This window comes from Mycobacterium persicum, assembly GCF_002086915.1.
In the GTDB taxonomy this organism is placed as follows: Bacteria; Actinomycetota; Actinomycetes; order Mycobacteriales; family Mycobacteriaceae; genus Mycobacterium; species Mycobacterium persicum.
Window position 1 is genome coordinate 215,857 of record NZ_MWQA01000001.1, and the last position, 23,493, is coordinate 239,349.

Annotated in this window: 24 protein-coding genes and 1 pseudogene; 11 read left to right on the forward strand and 14 right to left on the reverse strand. The window is 66.5% G+C overall.

What is annotated here, in order from left to right; genetic code table 11:
- Positions 1 to 4: 4 nt before the first annotated feature.
- Entirely contained in the window at positions 5 to 469 is a 465-nt protein-coding gene (locus B4U45_RS01000; protein ID WP_075546714.1) for an Rv1352/Rv1906c domain-containing protein, read from the reverse strand.
- A 343-nt stretch (positions 470 to 812) separates the two neighbouring features.
- Between B4U45_RS01000 and B4U45_RS01005 the strand changes: the two genes are divergently transcribed.
- Positions 813 to 1,124 (forward strand): hypothetical protein, encoded by a 312-nt coding sequence (locus tag B4U45_RS01005; RefSeq protein WP_131808281.1) that lies wholly within the window; start codon positions 813 to 815, stop codon positions 1,122 to 1,124.
- 54 nt (positions 1,125 to 1,178) lie between these two features.
- Here the strand turns inward: B4U45_RS01005 and B4U45_RS01010 are convergent, their stop codons facing one another.
- Genes B4U45_RS01010 through B4U45_RS01020 form a run of 3 tightly spaced genes read right to left on the reverse strand, consistent with a single transcriptional unit; the run spans position 1,179 to position 2,824 of the window.
- Positions 1,179 to 1,673, reverse strand: a complete 495-nt coding sequence (locus tag B4U45_RS01010; protein ID WP_075546716.1) for an SRPBCC family protein — start codon at positions 1,671 to 1,673, stop codon at positions 1,179 to 1,181.
- On the reverse strand, positions 1,673 to 2,314 hold the full coding sequence (locus tag B4U45_RS01015) for a nitroreductase family protein (RefSeq protein ID WP_075546717.1): 642 nt from the start codon (positions 2,312 to 2,314) through the stop codon (positions 1,673 to 1,675). Before B4U45_RS01015 ends, B4U45_RS01010 begins: the two co-directional genes overlap by 1 nt.
- An 18-nt stretch (positions 2,315 to 2,332) precedes the next feature.
- The gene (locus tag B4U45_RS01020) at positions 2,333 to 2,824 is read right to left on the reverse strand and encodes a carboxymuconolactone decarboxylase family protein (protein ID WP_075546718.1); all 492 of its coding nucleotides are present in this window, start codon (positions 2,822 to 2,824) and stop codon (positions 2,333 to 2,335) included.
- A 224-nt stretch (positions 2,825 to 3,048) separates the two neighbouring features.
- On the opposite strand from B4U45_RS01020, the gene B4U45_RS01025 reads away from it, so the two are divergent.
- A complete protein-coding gene (locus B4U45_RS01025) occupies positions 3,049 to 3,261 on the forward strand; it encodes a hypothetical protein (protein ID WP_075546719.1) in 213 nt (70 codons plus the stop codon).
- A gap of 179 nt (positions 3,262 to 3,440) precedes the next feature.
- Positions 3,441 to 3,779, forward strand: coding sequence for a hypothetical protein (locus B4U45_RS01030; RefSeq protein WP_241780226.1), 339 nt, complete (start codon positions 3,441 to 3,443; stop codon positions 3,777 to 3,779).
- Positions 3,780 to 3,829: 50 nt separating this feature from the next.
- On the opposite strand, the gene B4U45_RS01035 is transcribed toward B4U45_RS01030, so the two are convergent.
- Positions 3,830 to 4,789 (reverse strand): NAD(P)H-dependent flavin oxidoreductase, encoded by a 960-nt coding sequence (locus tag B4U45_RS01035; RefSeq protein WP_083154044.1) that lies wholly within the window; start codon positions 4,787 to 4,789, stop codon positions 3,830 to 3,832.
- A gap of 392 nt (positions 4,790 to 5,181) precedes the next feature.
- On the opposite strand from B4U45_RS01035, the gene B4U45_RS01040 reads away from it, so the two are divergent.
- The gene (locus tag B4U45_RS01040) at positions 5,182 to 6,150 is read left to right on the forward strand and encodes a DUF732 domain-containing protein (RefSeq protein WP_083154054.1); all 969 of its coding nucleotides are present in this window, start codon (positions 5,182 to 5,184) and stop codon (positions 6,148 to 6,150) included.
- A gap of 8 nt (positions 6,151 to 6,158) precedes the next feature.
- Here the strand turns inward: B4U45_RS01040 and B4U45_RS28770 are convergent.
- The 4 genes and pseudogenes from B4U45_RS28770 to B4U45_RS01055 all read right to left on the reverse strand — a co-directional run.
- Positions 6,159 to 6,346 (reverse strand): annotated as a pseudogene (locus tag B4U45_RS28770) (TetR family transcriptional regulator); the annotation flags it as partial.
- A 153-nt stretch (positions 6,347 to 6,499) separates the two neighbouring features.
- Positions 6,500 to 7,102 (reverse strand): YbhB/YbcL family Raf kinase inhibitor-like protein, encoded by a 603-nt coding sequence (locus B4U45_RS01045; RefSeq protein ID WP_075546723.1) that lies wholly within the window; start codon positions 7,100 to 7,102, stop codon positions 6,500 to 6,502.
- A gap of 91 nt (positions 7,103 to 7,193) precedes the next feature.
- Positions 7,194 to 7,640: an SRPBCC family protein gene (locus tag B4U45_RS01050; protein WP_075546773.1), complete on the reverse strand. Its 447-nt coding sequence runs from the start codon at positions 7,638 to 7,640 to the stop codon at positions 7,194 to 7,196.
- A gap of 72 nt (positions 7,641 to 7,712) precedes the next feature.
- Complete coding sequence (locus B4U45_RS01055; protein WP_075546724.1) at positions 7,713 to 8,717, reverse strand: synaptic vesicle VAT-1 family membrane protein; 1,005 nt, start codon at positions 8,715 to 8,717, stop codon at positions 7,713 to 7,715.
- 164 nt (positions 8,718 to 8,881) lie between these two features.
- On the opposite strand from B4U45_RS01055, the gene B4U45_RS01060 reads away from it, so the two are divergent.
- From B4U45_RS01060 to B4U45_RS01075, 4 genes are all read left to right on the forward strand, one after another.
- Positions 8,882 to 9,604, forward strand: coding sequence for an MBL fold metallo-hydrolase (locus tag B4U45_RS01060; protein ID WP_075546725.1), 723 nt, complete (start codon positions 8,882 to 8,884; stop codon positions 9,602 to 9,604).
- Positions 9,605 to 9,762: 158 nt separating this feature from the next.
- Positions 9,763 to 12,063, forward strand: a complete 2,301-nt coding sequence (aceA, locus tag B4U45_RS01065; protein ID WP_083154046.1) for an isocitrate lyase ICL2 — start codon at positions 9,763 to 9,765, stop codon at positions 12,061 to 12,063.
- A gap of 510 nt (positions 12,064 to 12,573) precedes the next feature.
- The gene (locus B4U45_RS01070) at positions 12,574 to 12,984 is read left to right on the forward strand and encodes a hypothetical protein (RefSeq protein WP_158083999.1); all 411 of its coding nucleotides are present in this window, start codon (positions 12,574 to 12,576) and stop codon (positions 12,982 to 12,984) included.
- Positions 12,985 to 13,091: 107 nt separating this feature from the next.
- Positions 13,092 to 14,273, forward strand: a complete 1,182-nt coding sequence (locus tag B4U45_RS01075; RefSeq protein WP_075546727.1) for an LLM class flavin-dependent oxidoreductase — start codon at positions 13,092 to 13,094, stop codon at positions 14,271 to 14,273.
- A 15-nt stretch (positions 14,274 to 14,288) separates the two neighbouring features.
- On the opposite strand, the gene B4U45_RS01080 is transcribed toward B4U45_RS01075, so the two are convergent.
- On the reverse strand, positions 14,289 to 14,756 hold the full coding sequence (locus tag B4U45_RS01080) for an SRPBCC family protein (RefSeq protein ID WP_075546728.1): 468 nt from the start codon (positions 14,754 to 14,756) through the stop codon (positions 14,289 to 14,291).
- Between the two features lie 215 nt (positions 14,757 to 14,971).
- Here B4U45_RS01080 and B4U45_RS01085 point away from each other — a divergent pair, with 215 nt between their 5' ends.
- The 3 genes from B4U45_RS01085 (at position 14,972) to lipD (ending at position 18,377) form a co-directional block, all read left to right on the forward strand.
- Positions 14,972 to 15,724 (forward strand): lysophospholipid acyltransferase family protein, encoded by a 753-nt coding sequence (locus B4U45_RS01085; protein ID WP_240316651.1) that lies wholly within the window; start codon positions 14,972 to 14,974, stop codon positions 15,722 to 15,724.
- Positions 15,725 to 15,860: 136 nt separating this feature from the next.
- Complete coding sequence (locus B4U45_RS01090) at positions 15,861 to 17,030, forward strand: serine hydrolase domain-containing protein (RefSeq protein WP_082275362.1); 1,170 nt, start codon at positions 15,861 to 15,863, stop codon at positions 17,028 to 17,030.
- A gap of 75 nt (positions 17,031 to 17,105) precedes the next feature.
- The gene (gene lipD / locus B4U45_RS01095) at positions 17,106 to 18,377 is read left to right on the forward strand and encodes a lipase LipD (protein ID WP_075546730.1); all 1,272 of its coding nucleotides are present in this window, start codon (positions 17,106 to 17,108) and stop codon (positions 18,375 to 18,377) included.
- Between the two features lie 7 nt (positions 18,378 to 18,384).
- Here lipD and B4U45_RS01100 read toward each other — a convergent pair whose 3' ends face one another.
- The 4 genes from B4U45_RS01100 to B4U45_RS01115 form a co-directional block, all read right to left on the reverse strand.
- A complete protein-coding gene (locus B4U45_RS01100) occupies positions 18,385 to 20,688 on the reverse strand; it encodes a hypothetical protein (protein WP_075546731.1) in 2,304 nt (767 codons plus the stop codon).
- Between the two features lie 3 nt (positions 20,689 to 20,691).
- On the reverse strand, positions 20,692 to 21,051 hold the full coding sequence (locus B4U45_RS01105; RefSeq protein ID WP_075546732.1) for a hypothetical protein: 360 nt from the start codon (positions 21,049 to 21,051) through the stop codon (positions 20,692 to 20,694).
- 97 nt (positions 21,052 to 21,148) lie between these two features.
- A complete protein-coding gene (locus B4U45_RS01110) occupies positions 21,149 to 22,063 on the reverse strand; it encodes an aminoglycoside phosphotransferase family protein (RefSeq protein ID WP_075546733.1) in 915 nt (304 codons plus the stop codon).
- A complete protein-coding gene (locus B4U45_RS01115; RefSeq protein WP_075546734.1) occupies positions 22,053 to 23,462 on the reverse strand; it encodes a TIGR00366 family protein in 1,410 nt (469 codons plus the stop codon). The genes B4U45_RS01110 and B4U45_RS01115 overlap by 11 nt, the downstream gene beginning before the upstream one ends.
- Positions 23,463 to 23,493: the final 31 nt, after the last annotated feature.

Sequence of the window (23,493 nt, forward strand, 5' to 3'; positions counted from 1 at the left end):
GCCGTCAGGACTGCGGCACCCGTTCGCCGGTCGGGCCGAGCAGCCCGTTGAGGATCGCCAGATCGGTTTGCAGCTGGGCCCCTGCCGCAGGCCCCGGAAGTTCCGCCGGCGCAGGGCCCTCGCCGGTGATCTGCCAGGGCTGGCACCCGGATGTCCTGAATGCCTTGTCGGTCGGCTGAATCTGCACTACCTGCGGCTTCTTGCTCAGGGCATTGTCGAGCAGCGCGCCGTCGGGATTGGCCAACCGCTTCCAATAACAGGTGCCGTTCCCGACGGGCCCGGCAGAGCTGTAGGTGCCCGGCGCGATGTCGGTGCCCACCGTATAGGTGCCGTCGTGATCGATGGTCGTCTTGGGGGCGGACGGCGGTGCCGGCTGCGGGTCAGCAGCCGCGACACCTGCGGACCCGACCCAACCCGTGAGGATCAGCCCGGCAGCGAGAAATACGGCGGCCGGCGCCTTCGAACTCATAGCTCAGCAGCCTACCGGGGCGGGCAGCTAATTTCGAACCGCCGGCACGGTACGAATCGCCGACCTGCGTACCGAGGACGCGACGGCAGAGTTTGCAGCGGCGCGGCTGAACAGGCTCATCGACTTCGCGGGCATGCCGACTCCTGACCAGTGCCGGCCGGCCCAGGCTGGCTCGGCAAGTGCATTGTGCGCCAACGACTTCCAGAACGTGCGCGGCGCCGGCCGGCGCGGACAACGACCGTCGTTTCCCCAAGCGGGGGCCAGGGTACCCACTACCACGTTGGGTCGCAACGCAACTGGAGTCAACAGCACAACTGACAGACCGGCAGTGAAGGAGGACATGATGCTGTGGCTTGCCGTGCTGCTCATCGTGGTGGGTGTTGCGTCGTTTGTGGTGGGCTTTGTGCTCGTCACCAACGGCACCACGGTGCCACCACGCCGCCGTACCCAAGAAGACCCGAGCGGTGTCAAGCGGGCCGCCTCGCGGGTGGCATGGCCGGACGTATTCCGGCGAATGCCCAGTAGTTTCGCCGTCACCCTGGACGAAAACGCGAACCGCAGTGACCGGCTGGCCGCGGTTGGGTCATTGTGCGTGCTGATTGCCGCGCTCGCGTGGAGCATCGCCGTCTTGGCGTTGATTACCGCGTTCGTGTGAGCCAGATGTCCGGTGAGCCCAAGCGGTATGCAATAAGCGCCGGTGGGCAGCCGTTCAGGCCAGTCGCCGCACCGTGCCGGCGTATCCGAGCGCGTGCTCATATGTCTTGAGGTTGTCGCGGGAAATCTTGGCGTGCACCGCGCGCTCGAGGAGGAAGCGCAACACCGGGTTATAGGCGTGATAGGTCTCGTGGAACGTCAGTATGGTGCTGCCGTCGGGCTGTTCGTCGAGTTGGTGATAGCCCTCGGCGCGCGACCACAGCGGCGCGCCGACTGCCACATACCGCGACAGCTTGTTGACCTTTGCCTCCGTGACGGTCTCGAACGACCGCCCCTTGCCACCGGACAGCAGGTACTTGGGCACCTCGAAAATGCAGGTGCGGACCAGACCTTCGCCGGCCTCGTCTCCCTCGTGCAAAATCTCCATGCTGCCCGTCGGCCACCTGAGCACCCTCGGCCGCGGAGAGTTCGGCGGCGGGGGCGGATGCAGTATCCGCCACACCTTGTTCGGGGGCGCGTCGACGTGAAATCGCACGGTGTAGGACTGCATCAGCTTTCTCCGACAGGCTGTTCCCAGGTATCCCAATACGTGATCGTCTCCACCGGCGGCCTCGCGGCCGGACGGAAGTCGGTGCCGATGGTGTAGGCCACCGGGAACAGCGCCGCCTGGGTGACCGTGTCCGGGATTCCGAGCACCCCGGCCACCTCTTTCTCCTTTGCCAGATGCATCGTCGTCCACACCGATCCCAATCCGCGGGACCGCAGCGCAAGTAGGAAGCTCCAGCCGGCCGGGATGATCGACGCCCAGGCCGACGCAGCGACCAGCCGGTTACTTTCGTCGATGCGCTGACACAGGCAGGGAATGACATGCACCGGAACGCGGGCCAGCGTCTCGGTCAGGCCGAGCGCGCTGCGATACACCCGCTGGTTCTGCGGATCGGATGCGGTGGCAGCGGCCCGGGCGAGATACTCGGCGCCGACGCTGCGGTAGATGTCGGCAATCGCCGCACGCTTGTCGGCGTCGGTGATCACCAGCCAGCGCCAATCCTGAGCATTGCTGGCGGTGGGCGCCTGGGTGGCCAGCCGCAGGCACTGCAGAATCACCTCGCGGCCCACCGGCCGGTCCAGATCGAGGCGTCGGCGCACCGATCGCGTGGTGGTGAGCAGCTCGTCGACCGAGGCTAGGTCCACGTGAAGTCCATGTGTCTCCTAGATGTCTATCGCGCAGGACTGGTCGACCCCGAGCACCGTCAGCGAACGCCCCAGGCCCAAGAACACCGCTATGCATAATGTGAGATCGAGGATTTCCGCATCGGAGAACAGCTCCCGCAACCGCCCGAAGAATGCGTCGTCCAGCGACGCGTGGTCGGTGGCGAAGCGCTCGGCGAACTCGATGGCAAGGCGTTGGCGTGGCGTGTAGCCGGGGTAGGCGGCGTAGTCCGCGACGTGGTCGTAGAGCTCGGATGCCGGGGTTCTCGGGCCGGCGTCCAGCAGTGACGGCGCACGAAAGCCCGAGCATGCGACACAGTCGTTGATCTGCGCGATACGCATCCTGGCCAGCTCGCGCTCGTCGGCCGGCACGATGCTCTGCTGGTATGCGCCGCGGATCATCCGCTCGACCATGCCACCGAGCTCGGGGCGTAGCGTCCAGATCATCGCGGCTTCGCCGCCGGCACCGTCCGGCACGTCAAGTCGGGCCATGCGCGCACTCCTGCCGGGTGAATAGGACTACCGATCGGAGCAAACCAGATTCTCGGTACGACTGTCCAGATGTGCTTCGCAGTTCTGGGCCGGGTGTGCGGCCAGGTGGCGGGCGGGGCCGAACCGCGGGTCTTTGCGGCATCGAGCCTGCCGCCACCGCATCGAGCGAGACGCCACGCCCGACCAAGTGGCGCGGTGAGCGCAGGATCGATGTCGCTTCAAGGGTGCACACCGTCACCATCACCGCCGTCGAAGACGGTGCGGCATGGGAACGCCTGGCCCTGCGTACGAACGTCGAAGCCAAACTGCTGGTGCCGCTGCCGTGGTCGCCGCTGCATGACATGTCGTTGGCGGAGGTGCCGTCCGATGGGCGCGAGCACGAGCTGACCCTCTACCTGGAAGACACCATGTGGCCCTATCAGGACAAGCTCCGATAGCGGAAGTCTGTTGTCGATCGCGACCGTGCTCGGGGCGGCGCGACTTCGCCAGCACCGATCTCACCTCACTGGTCGCCATCGCCTATGGCGCCGCGGCCGCGCCAATGCGCGAGCTCGACAATCTCCGGTACGACGCGACGGGCAAGATCTTGCTCCCGGTCGATTGATCACCGCTGCAGATGGTGGACCTGGCCGCGGTCCCCACCGACGGTGCGACCCATCCGTTGAGCCTGTTCATGAAGGACACCGGCTGGCCCTACGCGCCGCTGGACGACTGCATCCGCTCCTGGGACGAGATCTACTACCGGCCGCTGTCGAAGGCCCCCGCCGGCATGCGGATACTCGACATCCAGGCATGCTTCCAGGTCGCACACGGCAGCTACCGGCGCCGAGAAGCGATGCTGTGGCAAAAGATTGACGACTCGAACAACTATGCGGCGCTCGTACACCTGCTGACCAACGACACTCCGCCACAGCACCGGGGGCCGGGCAGCTACATGTACGAGGCGCTGAAATAATGTGACCAGTGGCAGAGCCGCCTGCTGCGAACATCGGCGTGGTCGCCGCTTTACTGATTCAGGATTCGTGCGGCGGTGCCGACCATGTGCTGCACGATCTCGGCGACGGGGCGAACGTCGTGAATGAGTCCTATCGCCTCACCGACGAGTACCGTGATGACGTCGAAATCCTCTGCTGCAGTTGCCCTTTCAAATTCGTTGAGCACGTCCGGCAACCGGGCCGACAATTCGGCCTCGCGGCCGTGCCACCTCGCCGTCAAGGCGTTGCCGACCATCCGGGCGTCGTATTCGTCAGGCCAATCACGCTGCCGCACAATGTCATAGACCCTGGTGCGCACGGTGTCGTCACCACCGGCGCCGATGCCTCGCTGCTGGGCTCGCGGTGACACCAGCGCCTCGGTCGCCGCCCAGAACCGGGTGCCGACGAGCACGCCGTCGGCCCCGAGCGCCAGCGCGGCAGCCAGTCCACGGCCGTCGGCGACGCCGCCGGCGGCCACCACCAGCGTTTCCGGCGAACGTTGCGCTACCAGGTCGACGACGTCAGGCACCAGCGTGAACGTCGACCGGGCACCCGTCCCGTGCCCGCCTGCCTCGCCGCCCTGGGCCACGATGATCTGTGCGCCGGCTGCCAGGGCAAGGCGCGCCTGGTGCAGGGTTTGCACCTGAGCGGTCAGCGGAACTCCGGCGCCGCGAACGCGCTCAGCGAACGGCGTCAGATCACCGAACGACAGCATGATGGTCGGGGGTTGCTGCCCCAGAGCGTTGTCGAGCAACCCGGGGTTGCGGGCCAGGCTCCAGGTGATGAACCCGTATCCGACTCGTGCGCCGTCGGTTTCGCCGATCTGGGCTTGCAGCCAGTCGGCTTCGCCGTAGCCGCCGCCGACGAGACCCAGACCCCCGGCTGCGGTCACCGCCGCCGCGAGTCTGCCCCCGGAAACCAGGGCCATCGGCGCGAGCAGGATCGGATGCTCGATCCCGAAGAATTCGGTCAGGCGGGTGGTCAGTGACATTGCCACGCTCCTTCGAGCTCTCCGGTGGGTAACGTGCCCGGCTGAGGACGAAAGAGCAGTTCTCTTCGCCGTTTTGAGTGACCGTGACCATCAGCGGCCGCACCGTCCGGCTGGTCTCGGGGTAGGCATCCTGCTGTCCCTGCCGAAGCCACTCGTTACAGGCTAACGGCGGAGAAGTGCGCCCGCTGGCTTCTGCAAGCCACCCCGTGGTCCGGCCCGGCTAAAGGTCTTTCGCCCCTACCCAGGTGGGGTATATGTGTGGCATGCTGCGAAATGCGGACAAAAAGATAGGGAGGTATCCCGGGAAACCTGATCAGACAGCCACTCGTGCGGCGTAAATCGCGATCCAAAGCCCGCCAAGTGACGCCTCTAGCGGAATGGAAGCCCCTGCCATGTTCAGCGGCATCACTAGTCACGTCGGCGCCCTGGTTAGCGCCGTCGTGGCGGTAACCGGCACAGCAATTCTCGGGGGCGGCGCAGCAGCGGCCGACCCGAATCAGGACGATCAGTTTCTGGCACTGCTCGAGAAGAAAGAAATCCCTGTCCTCTCAAATGTGCCCCGCGTGATCGCCGCAGCCCACAAAGTTTGTCGCAAACTCGATGGCGGCATGCCGGTGGACGAAATCGTCGCCGGGCTGCGCAATGACGCGTACAACATGGACCCGACCTTGCGCCAATACCCGGCCAGGCGCGTCACGTCCACCATGGCCCGATTCGTCAGTGCGGCAGTGGAGATCTACTGTCCGTACGACCGGGGCAAGATAGCTTCCATCACGGCTACTCCGGCGCCGCAATCGAATGAACCGACCCGCTGGATCACCACGTACACCCGAGACGCCGTCGATGTGGGATGCGAGGTACTGGCGCCGCCGGCGTTGGACGTGACCATCATGCCGGCGACGTGGCGCCCGTTGACGAATAGCGGTGCTGTCATGGCGGGCCACCACTATGGAAACTGGTCGGCCGGTACCGCACTTGGCACCGTGCCGGCCTCGCGGATCGCGGCGGTTCCCGAGGGGGATCCCCAGCTACCGAGCCCGCCGCAGACTCCGGCTCCACCGCCGCCGACCGCGCACATCGTGACGCCGCCCGCGCCGATCGCCACACCGCCGCCATCAAGGCAATCGCCGGCTCCACCACAAGAACCGCCACCACCACAAGAACCGCCACCACCACAAGAACCGCCGCCAGCACCGCAAGACGTGGAGCCTCCCGCTGATGGGCCTCAGCCCGGGGCCGGCGGTGGCAGCAGCGGCGGTGGCAGCGGCGGTGGCGGCAATGGCGGCAATGGCGGAGCAGGTCCGGTGCAGCCGTCGCCGGCACGCCCCTCGCCGCCGGGCGTTATCAGGCTGGCGCCGTAAGACCGCGACCATGTCGTCGGCTGCCGCCACAGCCTGCCACTGATCGCTTCGCGACCATCAGATGATCTTGTACGCTCGGTCACCCCGGCCTCCCGGGCCAGCTCGGTACCGTCACATTCGCGAATCCCTTGCGGGCAAAGGTCTTCAGCGCGACCCGACGCAGCGCTTCGCGCGTGGATCGCCGAGCGTAGCTCATGACCGCTGAGCGCCCGAACTTCAAAGACATCGTGATCCGCCAGATCACCTTCGCGCCGCACCACATGCAATCGATGTTCGGCGCCCCGCACCTTCATTCGCGGTTACAGCGCCGCCTATCAGGCACTGGACGACCGGTAGCCGACGGGGTCGGTCAGCCTCCGAACGTTCCGGTGAGTTGGGCCTGCGCCGTGGTGGCTCGGGTTATCGCCTCAGCCGCACGCAACCCGACCAATCCCGGGGGAAGTTGCAGCGTGGCCGGAAGCTGGTACAGGGTGAAGCGGTAGTGGTGCGTCCCGGTGCCCGGCGGCGGGCATGGCCCGCTGTATGCGGCCTGGCCACCCGAGTTCGGCAGGCTGGTGCCTCCGGCAGGAGTCTGGCCATCCGCGGAGCTGCCCGCGCCGGGAGGGATTCCGATCACGATCCAGTGGACGTAGTTTCCCCCGACCGCGTCCGGATCATCGACAACCAACGCTGCCCCCAACGGCGCGGACCAGCTCAGCGGCGGCGCGATGTTGGCCCCTTTGCAGGTGTATTGCACTGGGATGGGCGCTCCGTCGGCGAATGCGGGACTGCTGATCGTCAATGGCCCGCCGGCGGGCGCCGCCTTCGTCATGCCGGCCGTCAGCAGGGCCGGCGCCGACGAAGGCGTTCGGGGGTTGCCGTCGCCGCCGTGGCCAACCAATGCCAGCACCAGAGCCAGCCCGGTGAAAGCCGGGGCGATCGACTTAAGTAGGTGCGCCGCTACAAGTTTCATAGGGACAGTGTCGCGCGCAGCGCCTGCGGAACAAAGCGGTTCCACCCGCCATGCCGCCGACCCGCGATCGTCCGTGCGCCTCCGCCGCGCCTTAGCCGGCGCGCCGCTTGACAGCTAACACCCGGTCACGAAGGCCTCGGGTCGCAGTGTCCATCACGCCTTTGGCGCCTCGTCGGACGAGGAATCCCGGCAAGGGCACCAGCAGGTCCACGGTGAGATCGAACCGAACCCGGGTGGAATCGCCGTCCGGGATCAGCGTGTAACGGCCCTGCTGCCCGCGTTGCTGTTTGGCGCTGACCAAGGTCCAGCTCACCCCGTCCTCGTGAACCGAGTAGTCCAGCACTTGCTCGTCGCCGACGCCGACGATCTTGACCTCTTGCCGTGATTTGGTCGGACGGCCTTGATCGTCGCGCTCCAGGATTTCGACCTTTCGATGAATCGAGGACCACTGCGGCAACGATTCGAGATCGAACAACACGTCCAGGATTTCCTTGGGTGTCGCCTCGATGACGAGCTCGCGGGACTCGGTGACGGCCATGGCAGGAAACATAGCCAGCTCCGCGCCGGCTGAAACAACGATCAACGGAGCTGCCATCCGACGTTCCAGGACTCAGGGGACCAGGACAACCTTGCCGATGTTCTCCCGTGCCGCCAGAATCCGGTGCGCTGCCGGCGCTTCCGCGAACGGCACGGCCGCATGAACGATCGGCCGGGCCGTTCCCTCGTCAAGAGCCTCGCGCAGCGGCGTGATCCAGGGTTCGAGGGTGCCTCGGTCGTCCCACAACCGCAGCATGTTCAGACCGATTACGGTTTTCGAGTCCTCGAGTTGCTTCATCAGATTGAAGCCGCGCAGCATCGACAAGGCGTGCGGAGCCACCCGGCGTAGTGAGCGCTTCTCGCCTTGCTGCATGTTCGAAATCCCGTATCCGACCAGTCTTCCCCCGGGGCGCAGCAGATCGTAGGACCGCCGCAGTGAGGTGCCGCCGAGCGCGTCGAGCACGAGGTCGTAGCGGCCCAAGCCCTTCCACCAGCCGTCGCGGCGATAGTCGATGGCACGATCCACGCCCAACTCGGCCAGCTTCTGGTGCTTTCCCGGCGAGGCGGTGCCGTGCACTTCGGCGCCGGCAGCCTTGGCGAATTGAATCGCCGCAATGCCCACCCCGCCCGCGGCCGCATGAACCAACACCCGCTCACCGGCGCGCAACGACCCATAGCCAAGCAGTGCCGCCCACGCGGTCGCGTAGTTCACCGGAACCGCGGCGCCCTGCTCGAAGGTCAACGCCTCGGGAAGCACCACCGAATCGGTTGCGGCCACGTTGACTATTTCGGCGTATCCGCCGAATCGTGTTCCGGCCAGGACTCGTTCGCCGACCCGGCTTTGGTCGATGCCTTCGCCGACGGCCTCGACCGTCCCGGCGACCTCGTAGCCCACCACCGCCGGAAGCTTCGGTGCATCCGGGTACAGGCCGACCCGGGCGAGGTGGTCGGCGAAGTTCACACCGGCGGCGCGAACGGCAATCCGCAGTTGGCCCGCACCGGGTGGCGGCGGGTCCGGCCGCTGCTGCACCTGCAGCACCGACGGGTCACCATGTTTGGTGATAACGACCGCACGCATTGTGTTCCTCCGAATCGGCTCGTCGAATCGCAGCACCGGGCCTTGCCGCAACCCTGCACGCGGGGAGTCCCCTGTGATTGAACACGCCGGCAATCCGTTTGTCGCCGGCTACCAAGCCGGAATGTCTGGGACAGCGCCGAGCTTCGCGGCCTATCGTGCTAGCTGTGCACTACCGCTGGGAGCAGCTGGCCGCAAGCGTGTATCGCTGCCGGCTGCCGTTTTGCGACGTCACGGTCGGCCTGGTGGTGGGCCGCGGCACGGCGCTGCTGATCGACACCGGCACCACGCTGGCGGAAGCGGCCGCGGTCCGGGCCGACGTCGACCAGATCGCGCATTGCCGGGTGACGCATATTGTCTTGACTCACAAGCACTTTGACCACGTCCTGGGATCAGCGGGCTTCGCCGGCGCCCAGATATACGCCGCTCCCGAGGTGATCGACTATCTGTCGTCGGCGACCGATCGGCTGCGCGCCCATGCACTGCAATACGGCGCCGACGCGGCGCAGATCGACCGCGCGATCGCCGCCTTGCGGCCACCTGGGCGGGGTATCTACGACGCGGTCATCGATCTCGGCGGCCGCTGCGTCACGGTCACCCACCCGGGCGCCGGACACACCGCCGCGGATCTGGTGGTGGTGGTCCCGAGCGCAGCCGCCAGCGCCGAACCGGTCGTGGTCTTCACCGGCGACCTCGTCGAGGAGTCCGCTGATCCCTTTATCGACGCCGATTCCGATGTCGCGGCCTGGCCTGCGACGCTTGATCGGCTACTGGCACTCGGCGGACCCGAGGCCAGCTACGTCCCCGGCCACGGCAGCGTCGTCGACGCCGAGTTCGTCCGGCGTCAGCGGGATTGGTTGAACGAGCCGGCTCGCCGCGAGCCACACTGACCTCGCGATCCCGGACGTGCCGGGCACCGGCCGCGCGGACTCGCCGCCGCGTCTCGGACCGGGTGGATAACCACCCGGTCAGCCGGTGAATTAACTGCCCAATCCAGGGATACACTCTCTGCGTCAGCGGAATCGGGCGCACAAAGGAGCGCAAGCCCATGGCTATCGCCGAAACGGACACTGCGGTCCGTACACCATTCGAGCAAGACTTCGACAAAGAGACAGCCGAGACGCAGCGATACTTCGACAGCGCCCGCTTCACCGGCATCATCCGGCTCTACACTGCCCGGCAAGTCGTAGAACAGCGCGGCACAATCCCGGTCGACTACACCGTGGCCCGCACCGCGGCGGCAGCTTTCTACCAGCGCCTGCGCGAGCTTTTCGCCGAACACAAGAGCATCACCACCTTCGGCCCCTACTCGCCGGGGCAGGCGGTGAGCATGAAGCGTATGGGGATCGAGGCGATCTACCTCGGCGGATGGGCAACGTCAGCCAAGGGTTCCACCACCGAAGATCCCGGCCCAGACCTGGCCAGCTATCCGCTGAGCCAGGTGCCCGACGACGCCGCCGTTCTGGTGCGCGCACTGCTGACCGCCGACCGCAACCAGGAGTATCTGCGGCTGAACATGACCGAACAGCAGCGCGCCGCGGCCCCGGTGTACGACTTTCGGCCGTTCATCATCGCCGACGCCGACACCGGTCATGGCGGTGATCCGCACGTGCGCAACCTGGTCCGCCGTTTCGTCGAGGTCGGCGTGCCGGGCTACCACATCGAGGACCAGCGCCCCGGCACCAAGAAGTGCGGTCACCAGGGCGGCAAGGTATTGGTGCCGTCGGACGAACAGATCAAGCGCCTCAACGCCGCCCGCTTCCAACTCGACGTCATGGGGGTGCCCGGCATCATCGTCGCGCGCACCGATGCCGAGGCGGCCAACCTGATCGACAGCCGAGCCGACGAGCGTGACCAGCCGTTCCTGCTCGGCGCCACCAACCTCAACATTCCCTCGTACAAAGCGTGCTTCCTGGCGATGCTGCGACGCTTCTACGAGCTGGGCGTCAAAGAATTGAACGGCCACCTTCTCTACGCGCTCGCCGAGGGCGAGTACGCGACGGCCACCGCCTGGCTCGAGCGTCAAGGCATCATGGGCGTCATCACCGATGCCGTCAACACCTGGCGCGAAAACGGCATGACGTCGATCGACGACCTCTTCGACCAGGTGGAGTCGCGGTTCGTGGCCGCCTGGGAGGACGACGCCGGGCTGATGACGTACGGCGAAGCCGTGGCCGATGTCCTCGCCTTCGGTGAGAGTGAAGGCGAATCCGTGGGCATGAGTCCCGAGGAATGGCGGGCGTTCGCCAGTCGCGCCTCGCTCTACGCCGCACGGACAAAGGCCAAGGAGTTGGGCGCCGACCCGGGGTGGGACTGCGAGCTGGCCAAGACCCCGGAGGGGTACTACCAGGTCCGCGGTGGCATTCCGTATGCGATCGCCAAATCGCTGGCGGCCGCGCCGTTTGCCGACATCCTCTGGATGGAAACCAAGACCGCCGATCTGGCCGATGCCCGCCAATTCGCCGAGGCGATCCACGCCGAGTTCCCCGACCAGATGCTGGCCTACAACCTTTCGCCGTCGTTCAACTGGGACACCACCGGGATGACCGACGAGGAGATGAAGCAGTTCCCGGTGGAGCTCGGCAAGATGGGCTTCGTCTTCAACTTCATCACCTACGGCGGACACCAGATCGACGGCGTCGCGGCCGAGGAGTTCGCCACCTCGCTGCAGCAGGACGGCATGCTTGCGCTGGCCCGCCTGCAGCGCAAGATGCGCCTGGTCGAGTCGCCCTACCGGACGCCGCAGACCCTGGTCGGCGGGCCGCGCAGCGACGCGGCACTGGCCGCCTCGTCCGGGCGCACCGCGACCACCAAGGCGATGGGCAAGGGCTCCACCCAGCACCAGCACCTGGTGCAGACCGAGGTGCCCAAGAAGCTGCTGGAGGAATGGCTGGCACTGTGGAGCGACCACTACCGGCTCGGTGAGAAGCTGCGGGTGCAATTGCGGCCCCGCCGCGCCGGCTCGGATGTGCTCGAACTCGGGATCTACGGCAACGACGACGAGCCGCTGGCCAACGTCGTCTTCGACCCCATCAAGGACCGGCACGGCCGCAGCATCCTCACGGTGCGCGATCAAAACACCTTCGCCCAGAAGATGCGGCAGAAGCGGCTGATGACGTTGATCCACCTCTGGCTGGTCCACCGGTTCAAGGCCGACGCCGTCTACTACGTCACGCCGACCGAGGACAACCAGTATCAGACCTCAAAGATGAAGTCACACGGCATCTTCAGCGAGGTCAATCAAGACGTCGGCGAGATCATCGTCGCCGAGGTGAACAAGCCGCGTATCGAAGAACTGCTGGTGCCCGACCGCGTGGCGCTGCGGAAGTTGATCACCAAGGAAGGGTAGGACGCACGTCCGAACGGCTCCCCGACATCGATTGGCGGCCCGACACGGTGCCGATGTCGGACGTCAATCACTCAGGCAAACGGCGGGATTCACGCCGGCGCGCAGAGTTCGAATGGACGTTGCGCTGACGTCAATCTCAGTGAAAGGCGCGAATAATCGCGAATTGCGGGCGCGCGCCCGCTGCACGATTCGGTTCTCTCCGATCAGTGCACGACGTGATTTCGCGGCAGATCCCCCGCCGTCAGTGCCGTTGCCCGCCCGGCGCCGATAAACATTGGCAGCGTTGTCGTTTGCTATTTGCGGCTGGACTCCGCGGTTCGACGGCGCCGGCTCGACGCCTAGATCGTCCGCGCATCAGTTTCAAGTGGTGAAAACCGGCCACGGACCGACAGGCACGTGATTTCCGATATATTGACCCGCCATCCGTGGCGCCGAAGCGCATTCGTGACGAGTTTCCCATTGCCAATGACGGGGTATGGGACCTAACACCGGGCGACGAGAGGGGTTCTGATGAGAACTGAAGCCAGGACAGCGTTCGCGGTTTTGGGCGGGGGAGCCATGCTGGTCATGGCCGTTGCCTGTGGCGGCGGCAACAAAGGGCCAAGCAGCAGCACGACGCCGTCGACAACGACAACAACAACGACAACAACAACAACAACAGCCCCGGCCAGCGCGCCGCCGTCCGAAACGTCACCAGCACCGGGTGGTACGGGCGGACCCGGCGGCGGTGGCGGGGGTGTCCCGGGCGGGCCCACCGGCAGCGGCGGACCGGGCGGCGGTGGCGGCAGCATCCCGGGCGGGCCCACCGGCGGCGGTGGACCCGGTGGTGGGGGCGGCACCATTCCCGGTGTCGGCGGAGGCGGCGGCGGACCGGGTGGCGGAGGCGGCTGCATCGGCAACATCTGCGGCGGCTATCCGTGATAAGCGCGCCGTCGTTGAATCCCGTCGCTGCCTAAGCTGAGTACACGGCTAAGACCGGTCGGCAACGGTTAAGGTTCGCCTCAGGCGGATCGCAAGGGAGCATCGACATGGCCAAGCTCAGGTTCGGATATTTCATCGCCCCGTTCCACCGCGCGGGCACCAACCCAACACTGGCCTTGCAACGCGACCTGGAGTTCGTCGAACATCTCGACGCCCTCGGCTTCGATGAAGCATGGATCGGCGAGCATCACTCGGCGGGCAGCGAGATCATCAGCTCGCCCGAAATCTTCATCGCGGCCGCCGCGGAACGAACCAAACGGATCCGGCTCGGCACCGGGGTCATCTCACTGGCCTACCACAACCCACTGTGGGTCGCCGACCGGTTGATGCTGCTGGATCACCTCACGCATGGCCGGGTGATCGGTGGTATGGGTCCGGGTTCGCTGCCCACGGATTCGTCCATGATCGGGTTGACGCCCACCGACACCCGGGAGCTTCTGGAAACCAACCTCGACATCGTCGTCCGGCTGCTGGTGGGGGAGACCGTGACCGCCAAAACCGCCACGCACCAACTCTTCGACGCCAAGTTGCAGCTTGCGCCGTATTCCGAAGGCGGCATTCCGCTGGCGGTCGCCGCGGTCGCGTCGCCGACCGGCGCGCGGCTGGCCGGCAAGCACGGCATTGGGCTGTTGTCCATCGGTGCGACGCTGACCATCGAGGGGTTCAACGCGCTGTCCTATCACTGGGGCATCGTCGAGGAACGCGCCGCGGCGTTCGGCACCCGGGTGGACCGCAAGGACTGGACGCTGGTAGGTCCCTTCCACCTCGCCGAGACCGACGAGCAGGCCCGTGCCGACGTGAAATTCGGTATCGAGCCCTGGTTTCGGTATTTCCAGAAGGTCGCCGCCTTCCCGCAGATGACCATGGCGGGTGATCGGCTCGACGAAATGATCGACATGATCAACGAGAACGGCGCCGGCGTGATCGGCACGCCCGAGCGGGCGCGGGCGCAGGTGCAGCGGCTGTGGGAGCAGTCCGGCGGATTCGGCTGCATGCTGCAGATGGGTCATGAGTGGGCCAACCCGGCGGCGACCCGACGCTCCGCCGAACTGTTCGCCGCCGAAGTGATGCCGCATTTCCAGGGCCAGGCGCAACCGACCCTCGACGCCGCCGCGCAGGCCGGCGAGGTGCGCGACGACCTCGCACGCACCCAGCTACAGGCGATCGAGCACATGACCAAGAAGTATCAAGACGAGGTCGGTTCGACCGCACCACCCGAAAGTCGTTGAGCCAAGCCCACAATGCTACGGCGCGGTACCGGACTCGCGTTCGGCCGCCTTGACCAGCCGACCCGCGAAGAACTTGACCGCGCCGCCCAGCGCCGCCCGCATCGCCGGTCCGCTTCCGCGGATTCCCTCGGTAAACGAGCCGCTCCAGCGGATATCGGTGCCGCCCGACGCATTCGGCGTAAACACGACCTCCGCATGGTAGTCCTTGGCCGGTGTCGGGGGCGCGATCAGCCGGTAGGCGTGACGGCGATCCTGCTCGTACTCGACGGTCTCCTCCTGCGCCAGCACCGGCCACATGCCGACCTTGCGGACCGCTCCGACGCCGCCGGGCGCCGGATCACCTTGGCGCGCCCAACTCGATTGCAGGACGATGGGTTTGGCCCACGACGACCATCGACCACCGTCGGTCACGAGCCGGAACAGCGTCGCGGCCGGCGCGCTACTGGACTTGGTGACATCGAAGGAGAACTTCCGTCCCGCCATATCCGACTCCCGCCCCGACAACTGACCTGGCTGACGGGTACCCTACCGCGACACCGCCTGCGGACCAGCAGCGGACCGGCCTCGGGCAGTCGCAGGGCAGCGAAAACAATGCCGCGGCGGCGGCGCCGGGGCATACTCACGGTGTGCCGAACGCCGAAACTGTCTCAGTTCCAGCCGCGCTGTCCCAAGCTGACGTCGATGCGGCGCTACGACTGATGAAGCCGCTGCGAATACTGATCAAGCCCAAGGTCTATGGCATCGAGAATGTGCCGACCGAACGAGCGTTGCTGGTGGGTAACCACAACACGCTCGGCTTGGTCGACGCGCCGTTGCTGGCCGCCGAGCTCTGGGAGCGCGGCAGGTTGGTCCGATCCCTCGGAGACCACGCCCACTTCAAGATTCCCGGGTGGCGCGACATGCTGACGCGGATGGGAGTCGTCGAAGGCACCCGCGAGATTGCCTCGGAGCTGATGCGTCGCGGCGAACTGGTCATGGTGTTTCCCGGCGGCGCCCGTGAGGTCAACAAGCGCCGCAACGAGCAATACAAGTTGGTCTGGAAGAACCGACTCGGGTTCGCGCGGTTGGCAATTCAGCACGGGTATCCGATCGTGCCGTTCGCTTCGGTGGGGGCCGAGCACGGCATCGATATCGTGCTCGACACCGATTCCCCCCTGCTGGCGCCGAGCCAGTTCCTGGCCGCCAAGCTGCTCGGCACCCCCGACGGCCCACCGCTGGTTCGGGGCGTGGGGCTGACCCCGGTACCGCGACCCGAGCGGCAGTACTACTGGTTCGGCGAGCCGATCGACACCACCGAGTTCGCCGGACACGAGGCCGACGACAACGCCGCCCGCAAGGTCCGCGAGCGTGCGGCCGCCGCGATCGAGGAGGGCATCGAACTGATGCTCGCCGAGCGCGAAGCCGACCCGAACCGATCCCTGGTGGGCCGGCTCTTCCGTTCAGACGCTTGAAATACCAAGCAGCCAAACCGATTTCGATGGGTTTCAGCGGATCAATCCGTTCGCAGGCCCGTCGGACGCGGCGAGTCCGTGACGGCGATGACGAAGGGAACGTGAGTGGCCCGGCTTGACGAGCGGTCCCGCTGAGATGTCGCCGTCTCCGTCGCACCGCGCGATTCCGGTCGAGCCCGCCAACAAGCGGGTACGTCGTGCCGGCAAGCGACTCGGATTGGGGCCACTGTTGGCGGTCGCGTTGCTGCTCGGTGGGTGTGCCGGCCCGCACACCGTCGTCAGTTCCTCGACCACCACCGCGACCAGCGCCGCCAACTCCGGCGTCAAGGTCCGCAGCCAGGCCCTGTTGGACGGCGCCGTCAACGCCGAGGAGCCGGGTTGCTCTGCTGCGGTGGGCGTAGAGGGGAAAGTGGTCTGGACGGGGGTTCGGGGTATCGCGGACCTGGCGACCGGCACCAAGATCACCGCCGACACCGTTTTCGACATCGGCTCGGTGTCCAAGCAGTTCACCGCTACCGCGATCCTGTTGCTGGTCGATGCGGGACGACTGGCCCTGGGCGACCCGCTGGCCCAGTACGTTCCCGACCTACCGGACTGGGCCGCCACCGTGACGGTGGCCGAACTGATGCACCAGACCAGCGGCATACCCGACTACATCGGGCTGCTCGAAGAACAGGGATATCAATCAACCGACCGGACTACCCAGGCGCAAGCGCTGCAAGCGTTGGCGGCGGCGCCGGAGCTGGGGTTTCGCCCGGGCGCCCACTTCGAGTACTCCAACTCCAACTACCTTCTGCTGGGGGAGATCGTCCGGCGGGTGTCGGGCCATCCGCTGCCGGAATTCCTGAGCACCGAGGTCTTCCAACCGCTCGGGCTGGCCATGGTGGTCGATCCGGTCGGCAAGATTGCCGATAAGGCCGTGTCGTATGACAAGGGCGACAACGGTTCCCAGTTCCGGGTGCTGGACTCGCCATGGGAACAGATCGGCGACGGGGCCATCCAGACCACGCCCAGCCAGCTCGTGCGATGGGCGGACAACTACCGAACCGGCACCGTGGGTGGCCCCAAACTGCTCGACGAGCAGCTGGCCGGGGCGGTGGAAACCGAGCCCGGCGGCGGCGACCGCTACGGCGCAGGCATCTTCTCGCGGGCCGACGGCACGCTCGAACACAGCGGCAGCTGGGCGGGGTTCGTCACCGATTTCCGCGTCAGCAGCGACCGGCGGACCTCGGTGGCCGTCAGTTGCAACACCGAAAAGCAGGACCCCGAAACCATGGCCGACGCACTGGCGCGTCTGTGGATGTAGCTTCGGTCGATCTCTATTTCAACCCGATGCATCATTCCCATGCGCCGCGCTCGCGGTAGGCATAATCATTCAGTTATGGCGAAACCGTCCGTCTTGACCACCGACAATGGCCTGCCGTCCGGCGTGAAAGGCGCGTGCGATTCGCGATTCGCCGGACTCATCCGGGCGTTCAACGCGCTGTTTCCCGGCCGGATGTTCGGCGGCGGAGCGCTGGCGGTCTACATCGACGGTGTGCAGGTCGTGGACGTCTGGACCGGTTGGTCGGATCGGCGTGGCAAAGTGCCGTGGACGGCCGACACCGGGGCCATGGTGTTTTCGGCGACCAAGGGATTGGCCGCGACGGTCATCCACCGGCTGGTCGACCGCGGGCTGCTGTCCTACGACGTGCCGGTCGCTGAATATTGGCCGGAATTCGGAGCCAACGGCAAGTCCGAAGTCACGGTCAGCGACGTACTGCGGCACCGGGCCGGGTTGTCACACCTCAAGGGGGTGGGCAAGAAGGAAGTGCTGGACCACCTCCTGATGGAGGACAAGCTTGCCGCGGCGCCACTGGACCACACCCACAAGAAGATGGCGTATCACGCGGTGACCTACGGATGGCTGCTTTCCGGTCTGGCCCGGGCGGTGACCGGCAAGGGAATGCGGGAGCTGTTCCGTGAAGAGCTCGCGCTCCCGCTCAACATCGACGGTCTGCATCTGGGCCGCCCGCCGGCCGATTCGCCCACCACGGCGGCGCAGACGCTGTTACCCCAGGCGAATATCCCCACGCCGGTGCTCGACTTCGTCGCGCCGAAGGTCGCCGGGCTGTCGTTCTCCGGGCTGCTCGGATCGATCTACTTCCCGGGGATCATGTCGATGCTGCAGGGCGATATGCCGTTTCTCGACGGCGAGCTTCCCGCTGTCAACGGCGTGGTCACCGCGCGTGGGCTGGCCAAGGTGTACGGGGCGATCGCCAACGACGGCGTGATCGACGGGACGCGACTGCTGTCCTCCGAGTTGGTCAGCGAACTGCGCGGAAAGCCCAATCTGACACCGGATCTGAACCTGGGGATTCCGTTCACCTATCACCACGGCTACCAGTCGTCGCCGGTGCCGGGGTTACTGCCGGGATACGGCCACATCGGTCTGGGCGGAACGCTTGGCTGGGCCGACCCGGACACTGGCAGCTCGTTCGGCTACGTGCACAACCGCCTGCTGACACTGCTGTTGTTCGATGTCGGATCCTTCGCCGGGCTGGCGCCGCTGCTGAGCAGCGCCATCTCGGCCGCGCGTCGCGCCGGGCCGCTCGAGGTGCCCCATCTGGGTGCGCCCTACCGAGAGGCCGACGAGCAAGAGCCCGCGTCCTAGCGGCTCGTCAGCCGATGACCGGCTGCTGCGCCGGCACCTCGACGACACCAAAGTTCGTCGCCCAGGCCGCGCGGTAGTCGCTCCATGTCGGTGTCAGGCGGCCGCGGCCCACGCATCGCGGCTCGTAGTGCACACACCGTTCGGCCGAGGCCACGTGCGCCTCTTCGTCGACGACGGTCACCGATAGCAGCATCTCGACGGGCTTGCCGGCCTGCACGGTCAGCAACAGGGTGGTTCCGGTGATCCGGAAGTGCGCGATCGCGCCGCCGCCCAGGTCTACTTGACCGCTGGCCGCCCCGAGCGCGGTGCCGTCGAGTTGCCACTTCGCCTCCAGCCCCGGGCCGAAACCGGTTGCGATGGCGTCGAATCGGCCCTGCGGACGCATCGGCCGCACCACGGTTCCGACGAATGTCCCGATGCGCCGATCGATGAGCGGCAGCGCGCGAATGGCGTCCTTGACGCTGTCGGCCCCTCTGGCCGGCGGGGGAGCCACAACCACGGCGTCGAGCGCCGCACGCAGCTGGTTGCAGGGATCACGTTGCGTCCCCACCCCGCTGACACGCAATGCCGGCGAGGGCGCGAATACCGCCGCGCCCGGCTTGGCCACCTCGCCAAATGTTCCGAAAACACTTGGAGGACAAGTGAATCCGCCGACAATCTGCACCGAAACCAGCGCTTTCTCCCAGGTGATGTAGCGGAACCGGATGTGATCGGGGGTCACGTCCACCGCCTGAACGGCCGCCCACCTGCCTTCGTTGGTGCGCACGCCGTAGATGCGCAGCGATTCCTTGAACGGATTGCCGAACAGCAGCCCGAAGGGGTCGATAGTCGCCAGGTCGGCAAGGGGAATCGGGTTGGGCGCGTCATAGGCGTAGCCGTAGACGGCCGCGCGGTACAGGCCGTCAAAGTCGCCCAGGCCCGTTCGGGCCCAGCGGGCGCCACACACCGCACGCACCGTCCGATCGAACGGTCCGCCGAGCACGGTGAGGTCACCGCTGGGCATGTCGCGCGCGCCGACCCGGCCGCTGTCGAGATCAAACGACGAACCGTTGGGGACCACGACGGTGCCGGCGGCACGAACGGGGGCGGTGTCGATGGGCCGGATCCGGCAGCCGATCTGCACGTCGTCGATGCGGGCGTCGCTGAAGACGATGTTGAAACCCACCGCGGGGATGTTCACCGGGACCAGCAGCTGATTCAGCGCGTCGGTGATGTGGGCGGCGACGCTGTTGATGGTGCCCTCGATCACCTCTTCGGCGATGTACATGATGAGCGGCACCAGCACCGCGCCGACGATCACGTAGATGACAGAGGGCAGTAGCGCCCCGAGCAGTGCGCCGATCACCGCGCCCGCCACCCAGCAGTACCAGGGGATGTCGACGTCGACGTTCGGATTGTCGGCCTGCACGGCCACCACGAGCTGCCCGGCGGCGACGGCGATGGTGATCTTCGCCCCGACGGTGCCGGTGGCCGAATAACAGAAGCCGGACTTGGTGATCTTGACCTGAACGTGCAACGCGCCGTCGTCTCCCGCGGTGACCGACAACGCGGTCAGATCCACCTCGTTGTCCTCGTCGATGCGCACGGTGCGAGTCAGCGTGCAGTTGGTGAATGCGCCGCCCAGGTTCAGCGCGCTGTCGATCATCGGGCTGATGACCCGGCAGATCCAGCCCATCGACGCGACGATGCCCCCGTTGCCGCCCCCGGTGATGAAGCTCTGGGTGAACGCCGACTTGTCGCCGGGGCTGCCGCCGCCGAACGTGACCAAAAACGCCGACGCGTCTTTGTCGGCCGCGGAGGTGTCGTCGACGATGTGCACGTCGGCGTTCTTCATTGCGGTGGTGGTGCTGGTGGCGTGGTCGACAGGGAAGGGCACCAGCGGGATCAACTTGACGTTGTTTCGCAGGAACGCGGCGAACAGTCCGTCGAGGCCGGGGATCGGGAACCCCGCCACCGCGATCTCGGTGAGCCACAGCTTCTGTTCGAGATCGATTCGCACCAGGTCGATTCCGTTGGTGCTGGTGTCCACGTCGACGCTGGCGACGATGCGTAGCGCCCCGAGTGTGCCGGCATCGCCGAGCAGCACCTGGATGTCGACGACGTCGGTCGCGCCGGGCGGGAGACCACCCGGCCGGTCGAAGGAGACCGTCACCGAAAATGGCGTGGCCGGGTCGAGTTGGATGCCGAGGCCCCCCAAAATGGTGCCCAGCAGAAAGCCGCCGGTGTCGAAGACGACGCTCAGTAGCTGCTGATAGGCCTGTTCAGCGAATTCGACGACGAGGTCGTAGCCGTGCGTCTGTTGCCCCGACATCTCTTAACCCACCCTCGGCGAGCCGGTGAATCGGATGTTGACGTGGGCGGTGATCACCTGTCCGTTCGGCAACCGGAATGCTCGGGGCCGGTGCAGGTCCGGGGCGTCTCCGGTCAGCGACGCCGCCTTGAGCCGCTGTTTGATGATCGGCGGGACGTCGATGTTCAGCGCCCCCAACGTGGCCAGCGGGTCCGTGGCGAACTGCCGGGCGACCTCCGGTTTGGCCAGCGCCGCAAGGATGGTGCGCTCCGACCGGTGCAACTGCTCGAACTCGGCGCGCAGCCGCGGGCCGAGCCGGTCGATCACCGGGCCGAACGCACTGCTGTCGGAGCGGTTCGGTTGCTGCGATTCGTTCGATGTCATTGTTCAGGCCTATGCCAGCCTGCGGCGTTTGGCAAGGGGTAACAGTCAAAACTGTTGGCACACAACGTCGGGCAGCTCGCCGTACCGGCGGCATCCGTTATCGGTCAGCATCGTGGTCGGCAATGACACCGTCGATGGTGGCCCGGGCAACCGCGGCAGCGTGCGGGTCGTCGGCTTCAAGGTGGCCGCGCAGACCAACCAGGGCCTTCCACAAAGCCCACCCGCGGCCGCGGGACCAGGTTGCGGCGTCGACGCCCAGCGCGCGGCGAAATATCGTTTTGCTGGCCGCGTCGAGGTGGGTCCAGGCCAGGACGGTGTCACACGCGGGGTCTCCCACACCGCAGAGCCCGAAGTCGATGACCGCGGTGAGGCGTCCGCGCTGCGTCAGCAGGTTGTCGGCGGCCACATCGCCGTGAAACCAGCACGGTTCGCCGGCGAGGGTGCTGCCAGCGGCGGCGGCCCACACCGCTTGCGCGCCGGCGACGTCGATTTCACTGCCGAGCTCGTCGATGGCGGTGCTGGTTTCCTCGGCGTACACCGATACGGGCGCTCCGCGAAAGAAGTTGTGCGGCCCGGGTTCTGGACCGTCGCCGGGATCGATGCGGTGCAGTGCGCGCAGGAAGTGGCCCAGCGCATACCCGATTGGGCCCCAGTCGGTGACCGCCTCGGCCGCGGTGGCGCCGTCGAGCCAACGGTATACCGACCAGGGATGGGGATAGTGAAATGCGGGTCTGCCCATCGCGACGGGCTGAGGTATAGGCAGCGGCAGCCGCGGCGCCAGCCGCGGCAGCCAATGCTGTTCTTTGGCAACCTGATCCGCATACCAGTCTGCGGTGGGCAACCGGATCGACAGCTCGTCGCCGAGCCGGAAGGTGCGGTTGTCGACACCGTGGTGGGCCACGGGGGTGATGGCAAGTGACGACCAGTGCGGGAACTGACTGTCCACGAGTCGGCGCGCCAGCCGGGCGGTGATCTCGTCGGGCGGGAAGCCGGGTGTGTTGTCAGAGCACATAGGGCGCAATCAGCAGCGCGGCGCCGAACACCGCCGAGCCGATCAGGAGGGCCACGATGGTAAACCCCATCACTTGGCGGACATTGAGCTTCGCGATGGCCAGCAGCGGCAGCAGCCAAAACGGCTGGATCATGTTCGCGACCGCTTCGCCAACGGCAACGGACATCGAGATCAGCCCGAGGTAGGCCGGTGTGTGCTGACCGATCGCTAGTGCCGAGTCGACCGCGACCGGCCCCTGCACCGCCCAGTGCCCGCCGCCGGACGGGACGAACAGCGAGATGATGATCGAACCGACGAAGGTCAAGAACGGCAGGGTGTATTGGCTGGCGCCGGTCACCAGGGCCGCCGCCAGCACCGTCTGCAGCGGTTTGCCCGATCCAGTGGGGGCATAACCCAGCAGACCGACGATCCCGCCATACTGCGGGTACTGCAGCAGCAGCGGGCCAGACACTCTCGCCGCGCCGGAAAACGCCCGGATGAACCGGATCGGGGTGCGGTGCAGCAACGCACCGGTGACGGTGAACAGCATGACCATCGACGAAATGTTGAGCCCAAACCCGCTCAGCCAGAAGTAGGTGATCCCGGCGGCGAAGACGGCAAGGTTGAGAATCCACAGATTTTCCAGCCACTCGGCGAATGTCCGGCTGCCCGCGGGCGGAGGCACTTCGGGGTCCTCGTCCTCGAAAACGGCCGGGTCGGGCTCGAGGGGCCTGGTCGGTTCCATCCGCCGGATCGCGAGCGCGAGCAGCACCAGCACCACGATCACGGCCACCCAGCTGTAGGGCTGGAAAATCGTCAGCTTCAGCGGCACCACCATGCCGGTCAGCTTGTGTATCACGTTGATGGGACTGCCGGCATCGGTGTTCGCCAGCGCAATCGACGACGAGAGTCCCTGCGTCCAGACGATGAAACCCATAAACGCCGCGGCGATGAGATAACCGAAATGGGCGCCCGCAAGCCGTTTGGCAACCTGACGGGCGACCAGCGCGCCCGCGACCAGACCGAGGCCCCAGTTCAACAACGAAAGGACGGCGCCGACACCGAAACACAGCAGAGCCGCCCCGACCTGGTTTGTCGGCTTGCTCGCCATCGCGATGATGGCCCGCTTGAGAATGGGCGCCTCGGCGAGCGTATAGCCCATCACCAGGATCAGCACCATCTGAAACGCAAAGGTGAAGATGTTCTGCGATCCCCACACGCCGCCATGCCACGCCTTGAGCACGCCGCCCGGTGTTGCGCCGTCGACCAGCAGCGCCACCAGCGCGACCACCAGGAGGGTCAGGATGACCGCGAACAAATACGGGTCCGGCATCAGACGTTCGACATACCGGACGCACAGCGCGGTGAGGGGCTGCATCAAACCGCGCCGCCCGGCCTGTTGGTCCCGTTCCGTCGTCATCGGGTCACCCTCGCCTAGACTTGCCTCGGTC

Bases quoted from the DNA above. Each gene is read 5' to 3' on its own strand.
- B4U45_RS01050 (WP_075546773.1), bottom strand. From the start codon at position 7,640: ATGGCCGTCACCGAGTCCCGCGAGCTCGTCATCGAGGCGACACCCAAG.
- B4U45_RS01000 (WP_075546714.1), bottom strand. From the start codon at position 469: ATGAGTTCGAAGGCGCCGGCCGCCGTATTTCTCGCTGCCGGGCTGATC.
- B4U45_RS01055 (WP_075546724.1), bottom strand. From the start codon at position 8,717: ATGCGTGCGGTCGTTATCACCAAACATGGTGACCCGTCGGTGCTGCAG.
- B4U45_RS01030 (WP_241780226.1), top strand. From the start codon at position 3,441: ATGGTGGACCTGGCCGCGGTCCCCACCGACGGTGCGACCCATCCGTTG.
- B4U45_RS01075 (WP_075546727.1), top strand. From the start codon at position 13,092: ATGGCCAAGCTCAGGTTCGGATATTTCATCGCCCCGTTCCACCGCGCG.
- B4U45_RS01080 (WP_075546728.1), bottom strand. From the start codon at position 14,756: ATGGCGGGACGGAAGTTCTCCTTCGATGTCACCAAGTCCAGTAGCGCG.
- B4U45_RS01115 (WP_075546734.1), bottom strand. From the start codon at position 23,462: ATGACGACGGAACGGGACCAACAGGCCGGGCGGCGCGGTTTGATGCAG.
- B4U45_RS01105 (WP_075546732.1), bottom strand. From the start codon at position 21,051: ATGACATCGAACGAATCGCAGCAACCGAACCGCTCCGACAGCAGTGCG.
- B4U45_RS01100 (WP_075546731.1), bottom strand. From the start codon at position 20,688: ATGTCGGGGCAACAGACGCACGGCTACGACCTCGTCGTCGAATTCGCT.
- B4U45_RS01110 (WP_075546733.1), bottom strand. From the start codon at position 22,063: ATGTGCTCTGACAACACACCCGGCTTCCCGCCCGACGAGATCACCGCC.
- B4U45_RS01070 (WP_158083999.1), top strand. From the start codon at position 12,574: ATGAGAACTGAAGCCAGGACAGCGTTCGCGGTTTTGGGCGGGGGAGCC.
- lipD (WP_075546730.1), top strand. From the start codon at position 17,106: ATGGCGAAACCGTCCGTCTTGACCACCGACAATGGCCTGCCGTCCGGC.
- B4U45_RS01005 (WP_131808281.1), top strand. From the start codon at position 813: ATGCTGTGGCTTGCCGTGCTGCTCATCGTGGTGGGTGTTGCGTCGTTT.
- aceA (WP_083154046.1), top strand. From the start codon at position 9,763: ATGGCTATCGCCGAAACGGACACTGCGGTCCGTACACCATTCGAGCAA.
- B4U45_RS01020 (WP_075546718.1), bottom strand. From the start codon at position 2,824: ATGGCCCGACTTGACGTGCCGGACGGTGCCGGCGGCGAAGCCGCGATG.
- B4U45_RS01085 (WP_240316651.1), top strand. From the start codon at position 14,972: ATGAAGCCGCTGCGAATACTGATCAAGCCCAAGGTCTATGGCATCGAG.
- B4U45_RS01090 (WP_082275362.1), top strand. From the start codon at position 15,861: ATGTCGCCGTCTCCGTCGCACCGCGCGATTCCGGTCGAGCCCGCCAAC.
- B4U45_RS01040 (WP_083154054.1), top strand. From the start codon at position 5,182: ATGTTCAGCGGCATCACTAGTCACGTCGGCGCCCTGGTTAGCGCCGTC.
- B4U45_RS01045 (WP_075546723.1), bottom strand. From the start codon at position 7,102: ATGAAACTTGTAGCGGCGCACCTACTTAAGTCGATCGCCCCGGCTTTC.
- B4U45_RS01010 (WP_075546716.1), bottom strand. From the start codon at position 1,673: ATGCAGTCCTACACCGTGCGATTTCACGTCGACGCGCCCCCGAACAAG.
- B4U45_RS01035 (WP_083154044.1), bottom strand. From the start codon at position 4,789: ATGTCACTGACCACCCGCCTGACCGAATTCTTCGGGATCGAGCATCCG.